Source organism: Spirillospora sp. NPDC127506, from assembly GCF_040302145.1.
Taxonomy (GTDB): Bacteria; Actinomycetota; Actinomycetes; order Streptosporangiales; family Streptosporangiaceae; genus Spirillospora.
In genome coordinates, this window is sequence record NZ_JBEORG010000013.1 from 27,886 (window position 1) to 43,106 (window position 15,221).

Annotated in this window: 15 protein-coding genes; 7 read left to right on the plus strand and 8 right to left on the minus strand. The window is 74.9% G+C overall.

What is annotated here, in order from left to right:
- The first annotated feature begins 83 nt into the window (after positions 1-83).
- The 5 genes from ABTW95_RS14955 to ABTW95_RS14975 are packed head-to-tail and all read left to right on the plus strand — an operon-like array spanning position 84 to position 4,864.
- Complete coding sequence (locus ABTW95_RS14955) at positions 84-863, plus strand: ABC transporter ATP-binding protein (protein WP_396449086.1); 780 nt, start codon at positions 84-86, stop codon at positions 861-863.
- A complete protein-coding gene (locus tag ABTW95_RS14960) occupies positions 856-1,563 on the plus strand; it encodes an ABC transporter ATP-binding protein (protein WP_500226542.1) in 708 nt (235 codons plus the stop codon). The genes ABTW95_RS14955 and ABTW95_RS14960 overlap by 8 nt, the downstream gene beginning before the upstream one ends.
- Positions 1,563-2,441: a branched-chain amino acid ABC transporter permease gene (locus ABTW95_RS14965; protein ID WP_500226543.1), complete on the plus strand. Its 879-nt coding sequence runs from the start codon at positions 1,563-1,565 to the stop codon at positions 2,439-2,441. The genes ABTW95_RS14960 and ABTW95_RS14965 overlap by 1 nt, the downstream gene beginning before the upstream one ends.
- A 4-nt stretch (positions 2,442-2,445) precedes the next feature.
- Positions 2,446-3,630 carry a branched-chain amino acid ABC transporter permease gene (locus ABTW95_RS14970; RefSeq protein WP_500226544.1) on the plus strand — a complete coding sequence of 395 codons (1,185 nt, stop codon included), beginning with the start codon at positions 2,446-2,448 and terminating at the stop codon, positions 3,628-3,630.
- The gene (locus tag ABTW95_RS14975) at positions 3,551-4,864 is read left to right on the plus strand and encodes an ABC transporter substrate-binding protein (protein WP_500226545.1); all 1,314 of its coding nucleotides are present in this window, start codon (positions 3,551-3,553) and stop codon (positions 4,862-4,864) included. Before ABTW95_RS14970 ends, ABTW95_RS14975 begins: the two co-directional genes overlap by 80 nt.
- Before the next feature lie 66 nt (positions 4,865-4,930).
- Here ABTW95_RS14975 and ABTW95_RS14980 read toward each other — a convergent pair whose 3' ends face one another.
- From ABTW95_RS14980 to pfkB, 8 genes are read right to left on the minus strand one after another with little or no spacing between them, the layout of a single operon-like run.
- Positions 4,931-5,692, minus strand: coding sequence for a DeoR/GlpR family DNA-binding transcription regulator (locus ABTW95_RS14980; protein ID WP_396449091.1), 762 nt, complete (start codon positions 5,690-5,692; stop codon positions 4,931-4,933).
- 21 nt (positions 5,693-5,713) lie between these two features.
- Positions 5,714-7,399, minus strand: coding sequence for a phosphoenolpyruvate--protein phosphotransferase (gene ptsP / locus ABTW95_RS14985; RefSeq protein ID WP_500226546.1), 1,686 nt, complete (start codon positions 7,397-7,399; stop codon positions 5,714-5,716).
- Positions 7,392-7,676 carry an HPr family phosphocarrier protein gene (locus tag ABTW95_RS14990; protein WP_396449093.1) on the minus strand — a complete coding sequence of 95 codons (285 nt, stop codon included), beginning with the start codon at positions 7,674-7,676 and terminating at the stop codon, positions 7,392-7,394. Before ABTW95_RS14990 ends, ptsP begins: the two co-directional genes overlap by 8 nt.
- A 24-nt stretch (positions 7,677-7,700) precedes the next feature.
- Positions 7,701-8,741, minus strand: coding sequence for a zinc-dependent dehydrogenase (locus ABTW95_RS14995; RefSeq protein ID WP_396449094.1), 1,041 nt, complete (start codon positions 8,739-8,741; stop codon positions 7,701-7,703).
- Positions 8,738-9,241, minus strand: a complete 504-nt coding sequence (locus tag ABTW95_RS15000; protein ID WP_396449095.1) for a PTS mannitol transporter subunit IIA — start codon at positions 9,239-9,241, stop codon at positions 8,738-8,740. Before ABTW95_RS15000 ends, ABTW95_RS14995 begins: the two co-directional genes overlap by 4 nt.
- Positions 9,225-9,542 carry a PTS sugar transporter subunit IIBC family protein gene (locus tag ABTW95_RS15005; protein WP_396449096.1) on the minus strand — a complete coding sequence of 106 codons (318 nt, stop codon included), beginning with the start codon at positions 9,540-9,542 and terminating at the stop codon, positions 9,225-9,227. The genes ABTW95_RS15000 and ABTW95_RS15005 overlap by 17 nt, the downstream gene beginning before the upstream one ends.
- Positions 9,543-9,572: 30 nt before the next feature.
- Positions 9,573-10,751 (minus strand): mannitol-specific PTS transporter subunit IIC, encoded by a 1,179-nt coding sequence (gene mtlA / locus ABTW95_RS15010; protein ID WP_500226547.1) that lies wholly within the window; start codon positions 10,749-10,751, stop codon positions 9,573-9,575.
- A gap of 40 nt (positions 10,752-10,791) precedes the next feature.
- Entirely contained in the window at positions 10,792-11,730 is a 939-nt protein-coding gene (pfkB, locus tag ABTW95_RS15015; protein WP_396449098.1) for a 1-phosphofructokinase, read from the minus strand.
- Positions 11,731-12,134: 404 nt separating this feature from the next.
- Here pfkB and ABTW95_RS15020 point away from each other — a divergent pair, with 404 nt between their 5' ends.
- Positions 12,135-14,207, plus strand: a complete 2,073-nt coding sequence (locus ABTW95_RS15020) for a bifunctional phosphatase PAP2/O-acyltransferase family protein (protein WP_500226548.1) — start codon at positions 12,135-12,137, stop codon at positions 14,205-14,207.
- Positions 14,207-15,097 carry a DMT family transporter gene (locus tag ABTW95_RS15025; RefSeq protein WP_500226549.1) on the plus strand — a complete coding sequence of 297 codons (891 nt, stop codon included), beginning with the start codon at positions 14,207-14,209 and terminating at the stop codon, positions 15,095-15,097. Before ABTW95_RS15020 ends, ABTW95_RS15025 begins: the two co-directional genes overlap by 1 nt.
- Positions 15,098-15,221 lie beyond the last annotated feature (124 nt).

The following is a 15,221-nucleotide window of genomic DNA, read 5'->3' on the forward strand; positions in this document are numbered from 1 at the left end:
CTATCTTCGTGGAATCCGACCAGTCGGTATGTGCATTTCGGCCTCGGGGGATTCACGCTGTTTCATCGGCGAGGTGAGGCGTTATGTCCGGCTCCTCCAAGAATCTGGAACTACGAGACGTGACCGTCCGCTTCGCCGGGCTGGTCGCACTGGACGGCGTGTCGCTCGCCGCCCCGCAAGGCCGGGTCACCGGCGTGATCGGCCCGAACGGCGCCGGCAAGACCACGCTGTTCAACGTCGTGTGCGGATTCGTCCGGCCGGAGTCCGGCGAGGTCCGGTGGCGGGGGAGAGTACTTGGCCGACATCGGCCGCACGATCTGACCCGGCTCGGCATCGCCCGCACCCTGCAGGGGCTCGGGCTCTTCCCCGGCCTCACCGTGCTGGAGAACGTCATGGTCGGGGCCGACCGGCGGGCCAGGGCCGGGTTCTGGTCCGGGCTGCTCGCGCTGCCGCGCGCCGACCGGGACGAGGCCGCGCTGCGGGAGCGGGCGATGGCGCGGCTGGCGGAGCTGGGCGTCGCGGGTGAGGCGCAGCGGCTGCCCGGCCAGCTGCCCTACGGGGTGCAGAAGCGGGTGGCGCTCGCGCGGGCGCTGGTCGCCGAGCCCGAGCTGCTGCTGCTGGACGAGCCGGCCGCGGGGCTGTCGGCGGGGGAGATGGACGAGCTCGCCGAGCTGATCCGCGGGCTGCGCGGCGGCCCGGCGGTCGTGCTGGTCGAGCACCACATGGACCTCGTGATGAACGTCTGCGACCGGGTCGTCGTGCTGGACTTCGGCAGGGTCATCGCCGAGGGCGCGCCGGCGGACGTCCGCGACGACCCGGCCGTCCTCGACGCCTACCTGGGCGAGGAGGTCGCCGGTGCTTGAGGTGAAGGACCTCACGGTCCACTACGGGGCCGTCCGGGCGCTCGCCGGCGTCGAGCTCTCGGTGGACGAGGGGTCCCTGACCGCGGTGCTCGGAGCCAACGGGGCCGGGAAGACCACGCTGATGCGCGCGGTCTCCGGGCTGCTGCGGCCCCGGTCGGGGCGCGTCGAGCTGGACGGGAGGGACATCACCCGGCTGCCGGTCGAGGACATCGTCCGGCTGGGCGTCGCGCACGTCCCGCAGAGCGGCGGCGTCATCACCGAGCTGACCGTGGAGGACAACCTGCGGCTCGGCGGGCTGTGGCGGCGCGACCGGGCCGCGCTCGCGCGGCGGGTCGCCGAGATGTACGAGCTGTTCCCGGCGCTCGCGGAACGCCGGGCGAAGACCGCCGCGACGCTGTCCGGCGGGGAGCGGCAGATGCTCGCGCTGGCCCGCGCGCTCACCGGCGGGCCGCGGCTGCTGCTGGTGGACGAGCCGTCCCTCGGCCTCGCGCCGCGCGTGGTCGCCCAGCTGATGGCCGTGCTGCGGCGGCTGTGCGACGAGGACGGCCGCACCGTCCTGCTCGTCGAGCAGAACGCCCGCAGCGCGCTGTCCGTCGCCGACCGCGCGGTCGTGCTCGACCTCGGCGCGGTCGTGGCGGCGGAGAACGCCGCGACCCTCGCCGCCGACGACCGCCTCCGCCACGCATACCTGGGGTTCTGATGGTGCGCTTCATCAATCTGACGCTCGCCGGCATCACGTCCGGCATGGTCTTCGCGGCGGTGGCGCTCGCGCTGGTGCTGATCTGGCGGGCCACCCGGATCGTGAACTTCGCGCAGGGCGGCATGCTGATGTTCACGACGTTCCTGGCCTGGAGCGTCATCGACGGCGGCGGCTCCTACTGGCTCGCGCTGGGCGTCGCGCTGGCGTCCGGCCTCGTGCTCGGCGCCGTCCTCGAACGGGTCGTGGTCCGGCCGGTCGAGAACAAGCCGCCGCTGAACGCCGTGATCGTCACGCTGGGGCTGTACGTGCTGCTGCAGGCGGCGGCGGGCATGATCTGGGGCGACACGCCGCACTCCTACCCGCCCGCGTTCACGATCAGGGGGCTGACGGTCGCCGGGACGCGGCTGCTGCTGTCGCCGTTCGACCTGTTCGTCATCGGCGCGGTCGCCGCGGTCATGGTGCTGCTGACGCTGCTGTTCGTCCGCACCGACCTCGGGCTGCGGCTGCGCGCGTCGGCGTTCGCCCCGGAGATCGCCCGGCTGCAGGGCGTCCGCGTCGGCCGGATGCTGACGCTCGGGTGGGCGCTCGCCGCCCTCGTCGGGTCGCTCGCCGGGGTGCTGATCGCGCCGTCGGTGTTCGTGGGGCCCGCCCAGTTCGACGCGATGCTCGTGTTCGGGTTCACCGCGGCGGTGATCGGCGGGCTGGACAGCCCGGCCGGCGCCGTCACCGGCGGGCTGCTGCTCGGCTGCGCGCTCAGCTACGTGTCCGGCTACGTCAGCACGGACCTGGTCACGTTCGGGGCGCTCGCCGCGCTCATCACCGTCCTGATGATCAGACCCAACGGCCTGTTCGCGGCGACCACGGGACGGAGGGTGTGACGCAGTGGACACCGTCCTGAACGTCCTGCGCCGGTCCACGCTGGCGCGGCACTCCGCCGGGGCCCTGGCGGCGATCGCCGCGCTGTACTTCCTGACGACGGCGGTCGGCCCCTACCGCGACCTGCAGATCGCGCAGGTCGCCTACCTCACCTGCGCCGTCGCGGGCCTCACCGTGCTGACCGGGCTCGGCGGGCAGATCTCCCTCGGGCACGGCGCCTTCATGGCGGTCGGCGCCTACACCGCCGCGCTCGTCATCGGGCACTGGGGCTGGCCGCTCGCCGCCGTCCTCGCGGCCGCGGCCGGCGTCACCGCCGTCGCGGGCGTGCTGGTCGGCGCGGTCGCCGCCCGGCTGCACGGCCCCTACCTGGCCGGCGCCACCCTCGCGTTCGCGGTCGGGCTGCCCGGCCTCGCCAACTACGAGCCGCTCACCGACCTGCTCGGCGGGCAGAACGGGCTGACGCTCGTCCCGCCGATCCCGCCCGAGGCGCTCGGCGAGACGTTCCCGCTGGAGCGCTGGCAGGCGTGGATCTCCTGCCTCGGCGCGGTCATCACGCTGTTCCTGCTCGCCAACCTGACCCGCGGCCGGTTCGGCCGGACGCTGCGGGCCAGCCGCGACGACGAGATCGCCGCCGCGCTCAGCGGGGTCCGCGTCGCCCGGCTGCGGATCACCGCGACCGTCGTGTCGGCGGCCTGCGCCGGCCTCGGCGGCGGGCTGCTCGCCGTGGTCGCGACGCTCGCCGCGCCGGGCGCGTTCCCGCTCACGCTGTCCCTGCAGCTGATCGCCGCGATCATCATCGGCGGCCTCGGCAGCCTCACCGGCGCCGTGTGGGGGGCGCTGATCCTGGTGTACGCGCCGACGTGGGCGTCCGACCTGTCGTCCTCGTCCGGCCTGTCGCACAACATCGCGTCGAACCTGCCCCTCGCCATCTACGGCCTCGTCCTCATCGTCGTGACGCTGGCCTTCCCGCGCGGTCTCCAGGGCGGACTGCGCGACCTCGGCGGCGCCGTGCGGCGCCGCGTGCGCACGAGGCGCGACCGGGCTCCCGGGCCGCGCGACCCCGCATCGACAGCCATTTCGGGGCCCACCACCACGCACCCAGGAGGAGCAGATGAAGCGATTGCGGACCAGGGCGATCGCCCTGATGACCGCGGCGACGCTGGCGGTCGCGGCGAGCGGCTGCGGAGGTGACGGCGGGGACGGCGGCTCGTCGAGCACGCCCGGCGTGACCGCCACCACCGTCACCATCGGCAGCCACCAGCCGCTGACCGGTCCGGCCGCGCCCGGCTACAGCGCCAACTCCGCGGCGTCCAAGGCGTTCTTCGACTACGTGAACGCCAACGGCGGCATCCACGGGCGGAAGATCGTCTACAAGTACGTGGACGACGCCTACAACCCGACCCAGACCGTCAGCGTCGTGCAGAAGCTCGTCCTCCAGGACAAGGTCTTCGCGATCTTCAACGGGCTGGGCACCCCGACGCACTCCAAGGTCGTCGACTACCTCAACGCGCAGCGGGTCCCAGACTTGTTCGTCGCGTCCGGCTGCGGCTGCTGGGACGAGCCGCAGAAGCACCCGCAGACGTTCGGCTGGCAGGTCGACTACATCCGCGAGGGCAAGATCCTCGGCGACTACATCAAGAAGAACTTCGCCGGCAAGAAGGTCGCCTACTTCTACCAGAACGACGACTTCGGGCAGGACGGGGTGAAGGGCCTCGACAAGTACGTCCCGAAGGACGACGTGGTGTCGCGGCAGTCGTACCAGCCGGGCAGCACCGACATCGGCGCGCAGGCGCAGGCGATCGCCCAGTCCAAGGCGGACGTCGTGGTGCTGTTCAGCATCCCGACCTACACCGCGCTGTTCCGGCTCGCCGCGCTGAAGCTGAACTACAAGCCGACGTTCGTCGTCAGCAACGTCGGGTCCGACCCGATCACCCTCACCGGGCTGCTGGAGAGCTTCGCCAAGAAGGGCGGTAGCGAGCTCAAGGGCAGCCCGCTCATCCAGGGCATGATCACCGACGGCTACCTCGCGCCGCCCGGCGACGAGTCCAACAGCTGGACGCAGCTGTTCAAGAAGGTCCACGACCAGTACATCCCGAAGCTGCCGTTCAACGGCAACATCGTCTACGGCATGTCGGTCGCCTACACCTTCGTCCAGGCGCTGGAGGCGGCGGGGAAGAACCCGACCCGCAAGAGCCTCGTCGAGGCGCTGGAGAAGTCGCACTTCACCGGTCCGGGCGTCGTCCCGTTCGCCTACAGCAAGGAGTCCCATGCCGGGTACACCGGCGCGGTGATCGGCAAGATCGACGGCGAGAACGTCGTGCCCGAGGGGCAGCCGATGACCACCGACGACGGTGACGGGCCGATCCAGCCCTACACGACACCGCAACCGCAGGCGCCCGCCAACGGCATCCCCTCGGCCGGCTGACGGGCACCGCCGCCGTCCCGCGCGCCCGCCCCACCGGCGCGGGGCGGCGGCGCCTCCCGCCGCCGGTCAGGCGCGGACGATCTCCGGGCCGGCGGCGGCGAGGTCCGCGGCGAGGTCGGTGTCCAGCCCGGTGTCGGTGATCAGCACGTCGATGTCGGACAGGTCGCCGAACCGCACCAGGTGGTCGTGTCCGATCTTGGTGCGGTCGGCGAGCAGCACCCGCCGCCGCGACGAGGCGATCATCGCTCGCTTCACCGCCGCCTCCGCCTGGTCGGACGTGGTCAGCCCGCGCTCGACCGAGCATCCGTTGGTCGCCATGAACGCCACGTCCACCCACAGGTCGGCCAGCGGCCGCAGCACCCAGTCGTCGACCGTGGCGAGCGTCCGGCCGCGCACCCGGCCGCCCAGGATGATCACGGTCAGGTTGGGGCGGGTGGCGAGCACCGACGCGTGCGGCGGCGAGTTCACGATCACGGTCAGCTCGCGGTCGGTGGGCAGCAGCTGGACGAACCGGGCCGTGGTCGTGCCCGCGTCCACGATGATCGACCCGTCGGCGGGCAGCTCCTCCAGCGCGGCCTTGGCGATGCGCTGCTTCTCCTCGGTCATCACCGCGTCCCGCGCCGCCAGCTCCGGCTCGAACCCGAGCCGCTCGACCGGCATCGCGCCGCCGTGCACCCGCCGCACCGTCCCGGCCCGCTCCAGGACGGTCAGGTCCCGGCGGATCGTCTCGGTCGTGACCGAGAACTCCTCGGCCAGCGCGACCACGTCCACCCGGCCCTTCGAGCGCGCCAGCGCAAGGATCGCCTGCTGTCGTTCCTCGGCGTACATGAGCGTCCCACCCGTCCCGCGTCAGCTCCGTCCGCGTTCATTGTGGCGGGTCCGGGCGATCTCCCGCGCCTCGGCCGGGCCGTCGGCGGCGAGGACGCGCTCGGCCAGGTCGGCGCACTCGGCGAAGGTGAACCGCAGCAGGGCGGCGCGGACGGCCGGCAGCGCGCGCGGCGACATCGACAGCCGGGTCACCCCGAGCCCCGCCAGCACCGGCGCCAGCAGCGGGTCGGCGGCGGCCTCCCCGCACACCCCGACCGACTTGCCGGCCGCGCCGCCCGCCTCCGCGCAGCGGGCGATCAGGTCGAGCACCGCGGGCTGCCACGGGTCGAGCAGCTCCGGGAACCCGCTGTGCTGCCGGTCCGCGGCGAGCGCGTACTGGCTGAGGTCGTTCGTGCCGATGCTGAGGAACTGCGCCTCGCGCAGGATCCGCGCGGCCCGCAGCGCCGCGGACGGGACCTCGATCATCACCCCGGCGGCGGGCAGCCCGTGCGCGCGGGCGCGCGCCACGAACCCGTCCGCCTCCTCGGGGGTCGCCACCATCGGGGCCATCACCGCGACCCGCGCGGGCGTGCCCGCGGCGGCGCGGGCGATGGCCGCGAGCTGCGTCTCCAGGACGTCCGGGCGCTCCCGCGCGACGCGCAGGCCGCGCACGCCGAGCGCCGGGTTCGGCTCGTCCGGCAGGCGCAGGAACGGCAGCGGCTTGTCGGCGCCCGCGTCCAGCGTCCGGACGACGACCGTCCGGTCGCCGGCCGCCGCGAACGCCTTCGCGTAGGCCGCGGCCTGCTCGTCCAGGCCGGGTTCCTCGTGCCGGCCGAGGAAGAGGAACTCGGTGCGGAACAGCCCGACGCCCGCGACGCCGGTCAGGTCGACGCCGTCCAGGTCGGCGGCGGAGCCGATGTTGACCATCAGGTCGACGCCGCGCCCGTCGGCGGTGCGGCCCGGGGCCGCGGGCGCGGACTCCTCGGCCGCCCGCCGCGCCGCGGCCGCGTTGACCTCCGCGGCCTCGGCCTCGGTGACGGGCGTCCGGACGGCGCCGCCGGTGCCGTCCACCGCGGCCAGGACGCCGGAGGCCGCCGCGTCCAGGATCCCCCTGCAGCCCACGACGGCGGGCAGCCCGAGCGACCGGGCGAGGATCGCGGTGTGCCCGGTCGGCCCGCCGCGCTCGGTGACCAGCGCGAGGACGGCGGCCGTGTCGAGCGCGGCGGTGTCGGCGGGCGACAGGTCGTCCGCGACGAGGACGAACGGGTGGCCGGGGGAGGGCACGCCCGGCATCGGCCGGCCGAGCGCGGCGGCGACGGCGCGGCCGGACAGGTCGGCCAGGTCGGCGACCCGCTCGGCGAACCGGCCGCCCGCCGCCAGCAGCAGCCGCGCCTGCTCGTCGAACGCGCCGTGCAGCGCGTGCGCCGCGTCCGCGCCCTGCTCGACGCGGCCGCGGACGCCGGCGGCCAGCATCGGGTCGCCGGCGATCGCCGCCTGGGCCTGCAGGATCTCGCGGGCCTCGGGCGTCGGCGCGGCCAGCGCGCGCTTCTCCAGTTCGGCCTCGACCGCCTCCAGCGCCCGCAGCGCCAGGCGCGCCTCCTCCGCGGCGTCGGCGACGGCGCGCGGCGGCGGAAGCTCGGGCGGCGGCGCCATCACCTCCACCGGGCCCGCCGCCGCCCCGGGGCTGACGCCGAGGCCCCGGAGCTCGGCGGCGGCCGGTTCACGCATGGTCGGGCTCCTCGGCGTCCAGGTCGCGGGAGAGCAGGTCGGCCAGCTCGTCCAGGACCTCGGCGGCGCCGTCCCCGTCGGCGGACAGCGTCACCTCCGTCCCCTGCGCGGCGCCGAGCGACAGGACGCCGAGGATGCTGCTCGCCGGGACGGGGGCGCGGTCCCCGACCCGGATGGACACCGGGACGGGCTGCTGCGCGGCGATGTGCACGAAGATCTTCGCGGGGCGGGCGTGCAGGCCCTGTGCGGAGCCGATGACGACGCTGCGTTCGGGCACGGCTGCCTCCTTCGGGGGACGGGGTCAGGGTTCGATCGTGACCTTGATGGCCGCGCCGCGGGTGACGAGGTCCAGGGCGTCGTGCAGGGCGTCGAGCGGGAGCCGGTGGGTGATGAGGTCCTCGACCGGGACCTGCCCGGAGCCGATGAGCTCCAGGGCGCGCGCGTTGTGCGCGGGGCTCGACCCGTTCGCGCCGACCAGCGACAGCTCCCGGTAGTGGACCCGGTTGGCGTCGACGGAGATCACCGGGTCGTCCTTCGGCAGGCCGCCGAACAGGCTGACCCGGCCGCCCGGCGCCATCAGCCGCTGCGCCTGCTCCTGCGCGGCGCCCGACGCGGCGGCGGTGATCGCGACGTCGGCGCCGCGCCCGCCGGTGCGGGCGAGGACCTCCTCGACGGCGTCGGTGACGCCGCCGTCGATCGCGGCGTCCGGCTTGACGAGCGCGGCGGCCTGGTGCAGCCGCTCGGCGTTGACCTCCACGAGGAACACCCGGGCGGCGCCGCGCGCCCGCGCGACCCGCACGTGCAGGCAGCCGACCGGGCCGGAGCCGAACACCACGACGTCGTCGCCCTCGCCGACCCGCGCCAGCTCCTGGCCGTTGAGGACGCAGGCGAGCGGCTCGGCCACCGACGCCTCGGCGAACGACACGCCGTCGGGGATGCGGTTCACCCCGTCCACCGCGAGGACCTTCGCCGGGACGATCATGTACTCGGCGAACGCGCCGTCGTAGTGGTACCCCATCGACTCCTGCGCGGTGCAGACCGTCATCCGGCCGCGGGCGCACTCCGAGCACGTCCCGTCCGGGATCGCGGCGATGACCTGGACGCGGTCGCCGCCCGCCCAGCCCTCGACGCCGTCGCCGGCCGCGACGACCTCGCCGGCGATCTCGTGCCCCATCACCCGCGGCGGGACGATGTGGTGGTGCCCGAAGCGGGAGATCTTGACGTCCGTCCCGCAGGTGGAGCAGTTCCGGACGCGGATCTTCAGCTCTCCGGGGCCGGGCTCGGGCTCCGGCGCGTCCTCCAGCCGGATGTCGCCGGGTGCATAGAAACGGGCGACCTTCATACGGTGTGTCCTTGTTCTGTCGGCTGCTTGGTATCTGTCGGTGCTTCCTGCGCCCGCGGGGCGAGCAGTGCGAGGACCTGCTCGGGCTCGGCGGCCTCGCGCAGCGCGCGGGCCCGGTCCGGGTCCATGAGGATCTCGGCGAGCTCGGCGAGGATCTCCATGTGCCCGCCGCCGCGCGCGGCGATCGCGATGCACACCGTGACCTCGTTGCCGTTCCAGTCCGCCCCGTCGGGGAACCGGACGACGGCGAGGGCGTCCCGGTGGATGAGGTCGCGGCCCTCGTTGGTGCCGTGCGGGATCGCCACGCCCTCGCCGAGGTAGGTGGAGATGGAGCGCTCCCGCTCCAGCATCGCGTCGATGTAGCCGGGCTCGACGGCGCCGATGTCCACCAGGACCTGCCCGCACAGCCGGACGGCGTGGTCGCGGCCGGTGGCGCGCGCGTCCAGCCGGATCGCCTCCCGGCTGAGCAGGCCGGCGGCCCGGTCAGACACCGACCTCACCGCCGTCCTTGATCGCCTTGACCAGGCGGTCGACGGCGGGGTCGCCGATGTAGACCTCGAAGGCGATCACCGGGATGTCGCCGGCGCCGCGCCGGGCCCGCTCGGCGAGCCCGGTGTGGGTGACGACCACGTCGGCGTCGCCGGGGATCGAGTCGACGGGCGTGTGCTCGACCGCCACGTCGTTCTTCTTCAGCTTCTTGCGCAGCTGGCCGGCGAGCATGACGCTGCTGCCCATGCCCGCGTCGCAGGCGATGACGACCTTGCGGATGTCCTTGCCGTTCATCGTGGATGTGCCTTCCATCGGACGGGTTGGTGGTTGACGAGCCGCGGCTCAGGAGGCGGCCGCCTCCTCCTTCGCGGTGCCGCCGGCCGCCTTCTTCGCGGCCGCCTTGTTCTCGGCCGTCCTGCTCTTGGCCTCCTCCAGCTCGTCCTCGGCGGACTCCTCGTCCTTGGGCTCGGCGAGCCTGCCGAACCCGAGCAGCGCCGCGCCGACGCCGAAGGACACGGCCGCGGAGGCGAACAGGCCGGTGTAGACGCCGATCCAGTTTCCGACGCCGCGCGGCGTCTGGGCGAGGTAGGCGAAGATGCTGCCGGGGGACGGGGTGGCCACCAGCCCGACGCCGGTCGCGACGAAGATCGCCACGCCGGTCATGCCGCCGGCGATCGCGGCCAGGATCATCCGCGGCTTCATCAGGATGTACGGGAAGTAGATCTCGTGGATGCCGCCGAAGAAGTGGATGATGGTGGCCGCCGGGACGCTCGGGCGCAGCCGCCGCGGGCCGAAGAACCAGTAGGCGAGCAGGACGCCGAGGCCGGGCCCGGGGTTGGACTCCAGCATGAACAGCACCGACTTGCCGTGCTCGGCGGCCTGCTGCACGCCGAGCGGGCCGAGTACGCCGTGGTTGACGGCGTTGTTCAGGAAGAGCACCTTCGCGGGCTCGATCAGCAGCGAGGTGAGCGGCAGCACGTCGTGGTCGACGAGCCAGCTCACCCCGTCCCCGGCCCAGTCGGAGAAGGTGTTCATGACCGGGCCGATCACCGCATGGCCGGCGACCGCCATGGCGCCGCCGATGATGCCGGCGGAGAAGTTGTCCACCAGCATCTCGAACCCGGTCCGGACGCGCTCCTGGACGAGGCCGTCGAACAGCTTGATCAGGTACGCGGCGAGCGGACCCATGATCATCGCGCCGAGGAACATCGGCACGTCCGCGCCGACGACGATGCCGACGGTGGCGACGGCGCCGACCACCGCGCCGCGCTGACCGTGCACCATCCGGCCGCCGGTGTAGCCGATCAGCAGCGGCAGCAGGAACTTGATCATCGGGTCGACCAGCTCGGCCAGGTCCTTGTTGGGCAGCCAGCCGGTCGGGATGAACAGCGCGGTGATGAGGCCCCAGGCGATGAACGCGCCGATGTTGGGCATCACCATCCCGGCCATCTTGCCGCCGATGCGCTGGACGGTCGCCCGGAGCCCGCTCCCTGTGGGCTCCGGGGTGTACGTGGTGGCCATCTCGGGCCTCCTGTCGATCCGGGGTGGGTACTGGGGTTCGTCAGGTGAGGAGGGGCCGGGTGAGGTCCGGCCGGGGGTGGATCCGTACGATGTCGCGCCGGACGTCGGCCGCGCCCGGCATCCGGCTCGCGGGCATCCGCACGGCCGCGGCGCCCCAGGCGAGCGCCTCGGTGAGCGCGCGGGCCCCGCGGGCGCCGGCGGCGAGGAACCCGGCGAGCAGGGCGTCGCCCGCGCCGACCGTGCTGCGCGGGACGGCGACCGGGGCCTCGCCGGTGAGGACGCCGTCGTCGTCGACGAGCACCGCGCCCTCGGCGCCGAGGCTGACCAGGACGGCGCGGGCCCCCCGCGCCCGCAGCTCCCCGGCGGCCTCCACGACGTCGGCGACGGTGTCCACCGGCCCGCCGACGGCCTCGGCGAGCTCCTCGCGGTTCGGCTTGATCAGGTCGGGGCCGGCGGCGACGGCGGCGCGCAGCGCCGGGCCGCTGGAGTCGACCGCGACGCGGATGCCGTCCGGCGCGAACCGGCGGCACAGCGCGGCGTAGGTGTCGTCCGGGACGCCGGGCGGCAGGCTCCCGCAGCCGACCACCCAGCTCGCCCCGGCGGCCTCGGCCGCCACGACCGCGCCGATCTCGTCCAGCTCCGCGGCGGACAGCGGCCCGCCCGGCTCGTTGAGCTTGGTGTCGACGCCGCCCGGCTCGACGATCGTCACGTTGGACCGGGTGCGTCCCGCGACGCGGACGGCGCGCACCCGCATGGCCTCGGCGGTCAGCAGCCGGTGCAGCTGGTCGCCGTCGGCGCCGCCCACCGCGACCACGGCGGTGGACTCGACCCCGTTGGCGAGCAGTGCCCGGGACACGTTGACCCCCTTGCCGCCCGGGTCCAGCCGCGCCGACCGGGCGCGGATCACCGCGCCGCGGGTCAGCACGTCCACCTCGATCGTGCGGTCGAGGCTCGGGTTGAGCGTCACCGTCACGATCATGCGCGCGCCGTTCCCCGGTGCATGTGGCTTCCCTTCCGTTTGATTTTGTTTCCCTTTTATTTATGCCCGTTTGTCGCCGCCGTCAAGACCTGGCGCCGAGTTTTCGCAGGAGAGAACCGCATCGGCTCCTTCCGAAGCCGATGCGGCCATGTGGGAATCCCTCGCCGCCGCGTGTCGCTCTTATGAGGGTTCACCCGTCGGTGGACGCCGGCCCGGCCTCCGCTCCGCGTCCTCGCGGCGGCGCGGGAGGCGGCGCGGTGCCGGAAGGCCCGGGCGGGCGGCAGGGATGGGGGAAGTCGAGTGCACGTTCATGGTCGTCTCGTCCGAAGGTGGGGAGGATGATCGGGAGGGGGTGGAGCGATGCACGAGGCGGGAGAGGCGCCGTGATACGGGGCGGGTCGGCCGTGTCCGAGACGGGGGACGAGGACGGGGGGCGGGCGGGGTCGGCCGCGCGGGAGATCGTCACCGCGCTGGCCGTCCTGGTCGTGTACCTGGTGTTCACCCACGCGTTCAGCGGGGACCGGGCGGCCAGCGACGCGCACGGGCGGGCCCTGCTGGACTTCGAGCGGTGGGCCGGCCTCGACGTCGAGCGCCCGGCGAACGAGCTGCTCGTCCGGCACGGATGGCTGGGCGCGGCGGCCGCGTGGGAGTACGCGACGACGTACGTGATCGGCACCTTCGGGTTCCTGATCTGGCTGTGGTGGCGGCGGAACCCGGCCTACGAGTGGGCGCGGAACACGCTGATCCTGGTGACGCTGATCGCGATCTGCTGCTTCGCGGTCTGGCCCACGACGCCGCCGCGGCTGCTGCCGGGGGAGGGCTTCACCGACGTCATCGCGATGCACCACCCGCCGGCGACCTGGGGCAGCGAGGTCGTGTCCGCGGGCGCCAACCCCTACGCGGCCATGCCGAGCCTGCACATCGGGTGGGTCGCCTGGATCGGGGCGGCCGCCGTCCGGGCCCGCTGCCGCCCGTGGTTCGCCTGGCTGTGCGCCCTGCACCTGGTGGTGACCGGGCTGGTGATCGTCGCGACCGCCGCCCACTACGTCGTGGACATCCCCGGCGGGCTGCTGCTCATCCCGGCGGCGGCGGTCGCCGAGCGGGCGCGGGCCGGGCTGGTGCGCGGGCGCCGGCCGGCGGAGCCCGCGCGCCCCGGCCGGGAGCAGCGGATCGCCGCCGCCGACGCCTTCTTCCTGTACGTCGAGAGCCGCGACGTCCCGCAGGTGGTGGGCGGGGTCGCCGAGTTCGCCGGGCCCGGGCCGTCGGCCGAGCGGGTGCGCGCCCTGTTCGCCGAGCGGCTGCCCCGGCTGCCGCGGCTCACCCAGCGGGTCCGGCCCGGCGGCGCGTTCCGGCGGCCGCGCTGGGTGGAGGCCGGCGCCGTGGACCTGCGCCGGCACGTCCTGGAGGTGGACCTGCCGGCGGCCGGCGGGCGGCGCGCGCTGGACGCCCTCGTCGCCCGCCTCATCGCCGAGCCGCTGGACCCCGGCCGCCCGCTGTGGCGGTTCTTCCTCGTCCGCCGCGGCCCCGCCGGCCCGGACGCCGTCGTGGTCCTGTTCCACCACGCCATCGCCGACGGGATCGGCGTCGTCGACATCCTGCGCGGGATCCTGGACCCCGCGCTGCCGGAGGCCGGCCCGGTGCGCGGCCCGGGCGGGCTGCGGCGCGCCGCCGCCGTCCTGCCCGGCCTGGTCCAGCTCGGCCTCGACGGCGCGGCCCGGACCGTGTCCGTCACCGGGGCGCTCGGCCCCGAGCGCGTCTTCGGCACCGCCACGCTGCCGCTCGACCGGGTCCGCGCGGTCGCCCGCGCCGGCGGGACCCGGGTCACCGACGTGCTGCTCGCCCTGGTCGGCGAGGTCGTCGCGGACGTGCTGGAGGAGCGCGGCGAGCCGGCGGACGGCCGGCCGCTGCGCGCCGCCGTCCCGATGACGCTGCGCGCCCCCGAGCCGCCCGGCCGGGGCCGCACCGCCGTGCCCGGCAACCTGACCGCCGCGCTGCGGCTGGACGTGCCGGTCGGCCCGATGCCCGTCCGCGACCGGCTCGCGGCCGTGCACGCGGCGGCCGAGCGGCGCCGCCGGTCCGGCCGGGCGGTCGCCAGCACCGCCGCGATGCGGCTCATGGGCGCGCTGCCGCCGCCGCTGCACGCCCGCGTCGCCCGCGCCACCTACCGCGCGAGGTTCTTCGGTGGGATCGTTTCCAACATGCCGGGACCGCCGCTGCCGATGTCGCTCGTGGGCGCGCGGCTCGCGGACGTCCACCCGGTCCTGCCGCTCGCGGACGGCGTGCCGTTCGCCGTGGGCGCGCTCAGCTGGGACGGCGACCTGCACATCTCGGTGACCGCCGAGCCGGCGGTGCTCCCGGAGGGCGCCGCGTTCCCGGACGGGCTGCTGCGGGCGTTCGAGCGGCTGGCCGCCGCCGTCCGCGCGGACAGCGGTGCGGGCAGCGGCGCCGGCAGCGGGGCGCAGAGCGGGACGGTCTGATGGCGTGGTCCGTGGGCTTCGCCCTGCTCGCGGCGTTCCTGTTCGCCGCCGCGGCCGCGCTGCAGTACCGGGCCGCCCGGCGGGCGGTGCACGGCGGTTCGGACGCCGGCGCCGCGCAGGGGCTCATCCGGCGGCTGGTCCGCGACCCGGTGTGGCTGACCGGGTGGGGCGTGAACCTGGCCGGGTTCTGCACGCAGGCGATCGCGCTGCACTTCGGCTCGACCGCGATCGTCCAGCCGCTCCTGGTCAGCCAGCTTGTCTTCACCATCGCGCTCGGCACGGTCGGCACGGGGCGCCGCCCCGCGCGGATGGACCTGCTCGGCGGGGCGGCCGTATCGGCGGGCCTTGCCGTGCTGTTCACGGTGCCGGGCGCGATCCCGCCGGAGGGCGAGCCGTCCCGCCCCCGGATCATCCTCGCCGGCCTGATCGCGGCGCCGCTCGTCGTCGTGCTGTCCCGCGCCGCGTGGCTGCGCGCCGGGCCGGTGCGGGCCGCGCTGCTCGGCGTCTGCGCGGGCCTGTTCTTCGCGGCCACCGCCGTGCTGATCAAGCTCACCACGGCCGACCTCGTCGACCGCGGCGTCGCGGCCACCGCGGTCGACTGGCCGGGCTACGCGCTCGCGGGCAGCACGCTGCTCGGGCTCATCCTGGAGCAGCGGGCGTTCGCCGCCGGGTCGCTGCCCGCCGCGATGACCGCGATGACGATGACCAACCCGATCGCCTCGTACCTGGTGGCCGCCTTCGCCTTCGAGACGCTGCCGCCCCGGACCGCCGCGGCGTTCACCGCCGTCTCGTTCAGCGCCGTGCTGCTCACCGGCGGGGTCGCGCTGCTCTCCCGGTCCGCGCACGCCGCGCGCGGACATGACGATCCCCACGCCGTCCCGTCGTTGTGAGGCGCTCGATGCGCCCGCCCGCCGCTTCGGCACCGTGGACGCGATCCGCGCTCGCCGCCCGCGTCGCCGTCCACCTCTGACGGCGCCCGGGGGGCAGGCGGCGGGGATCAGGCGGCGGGGGTCA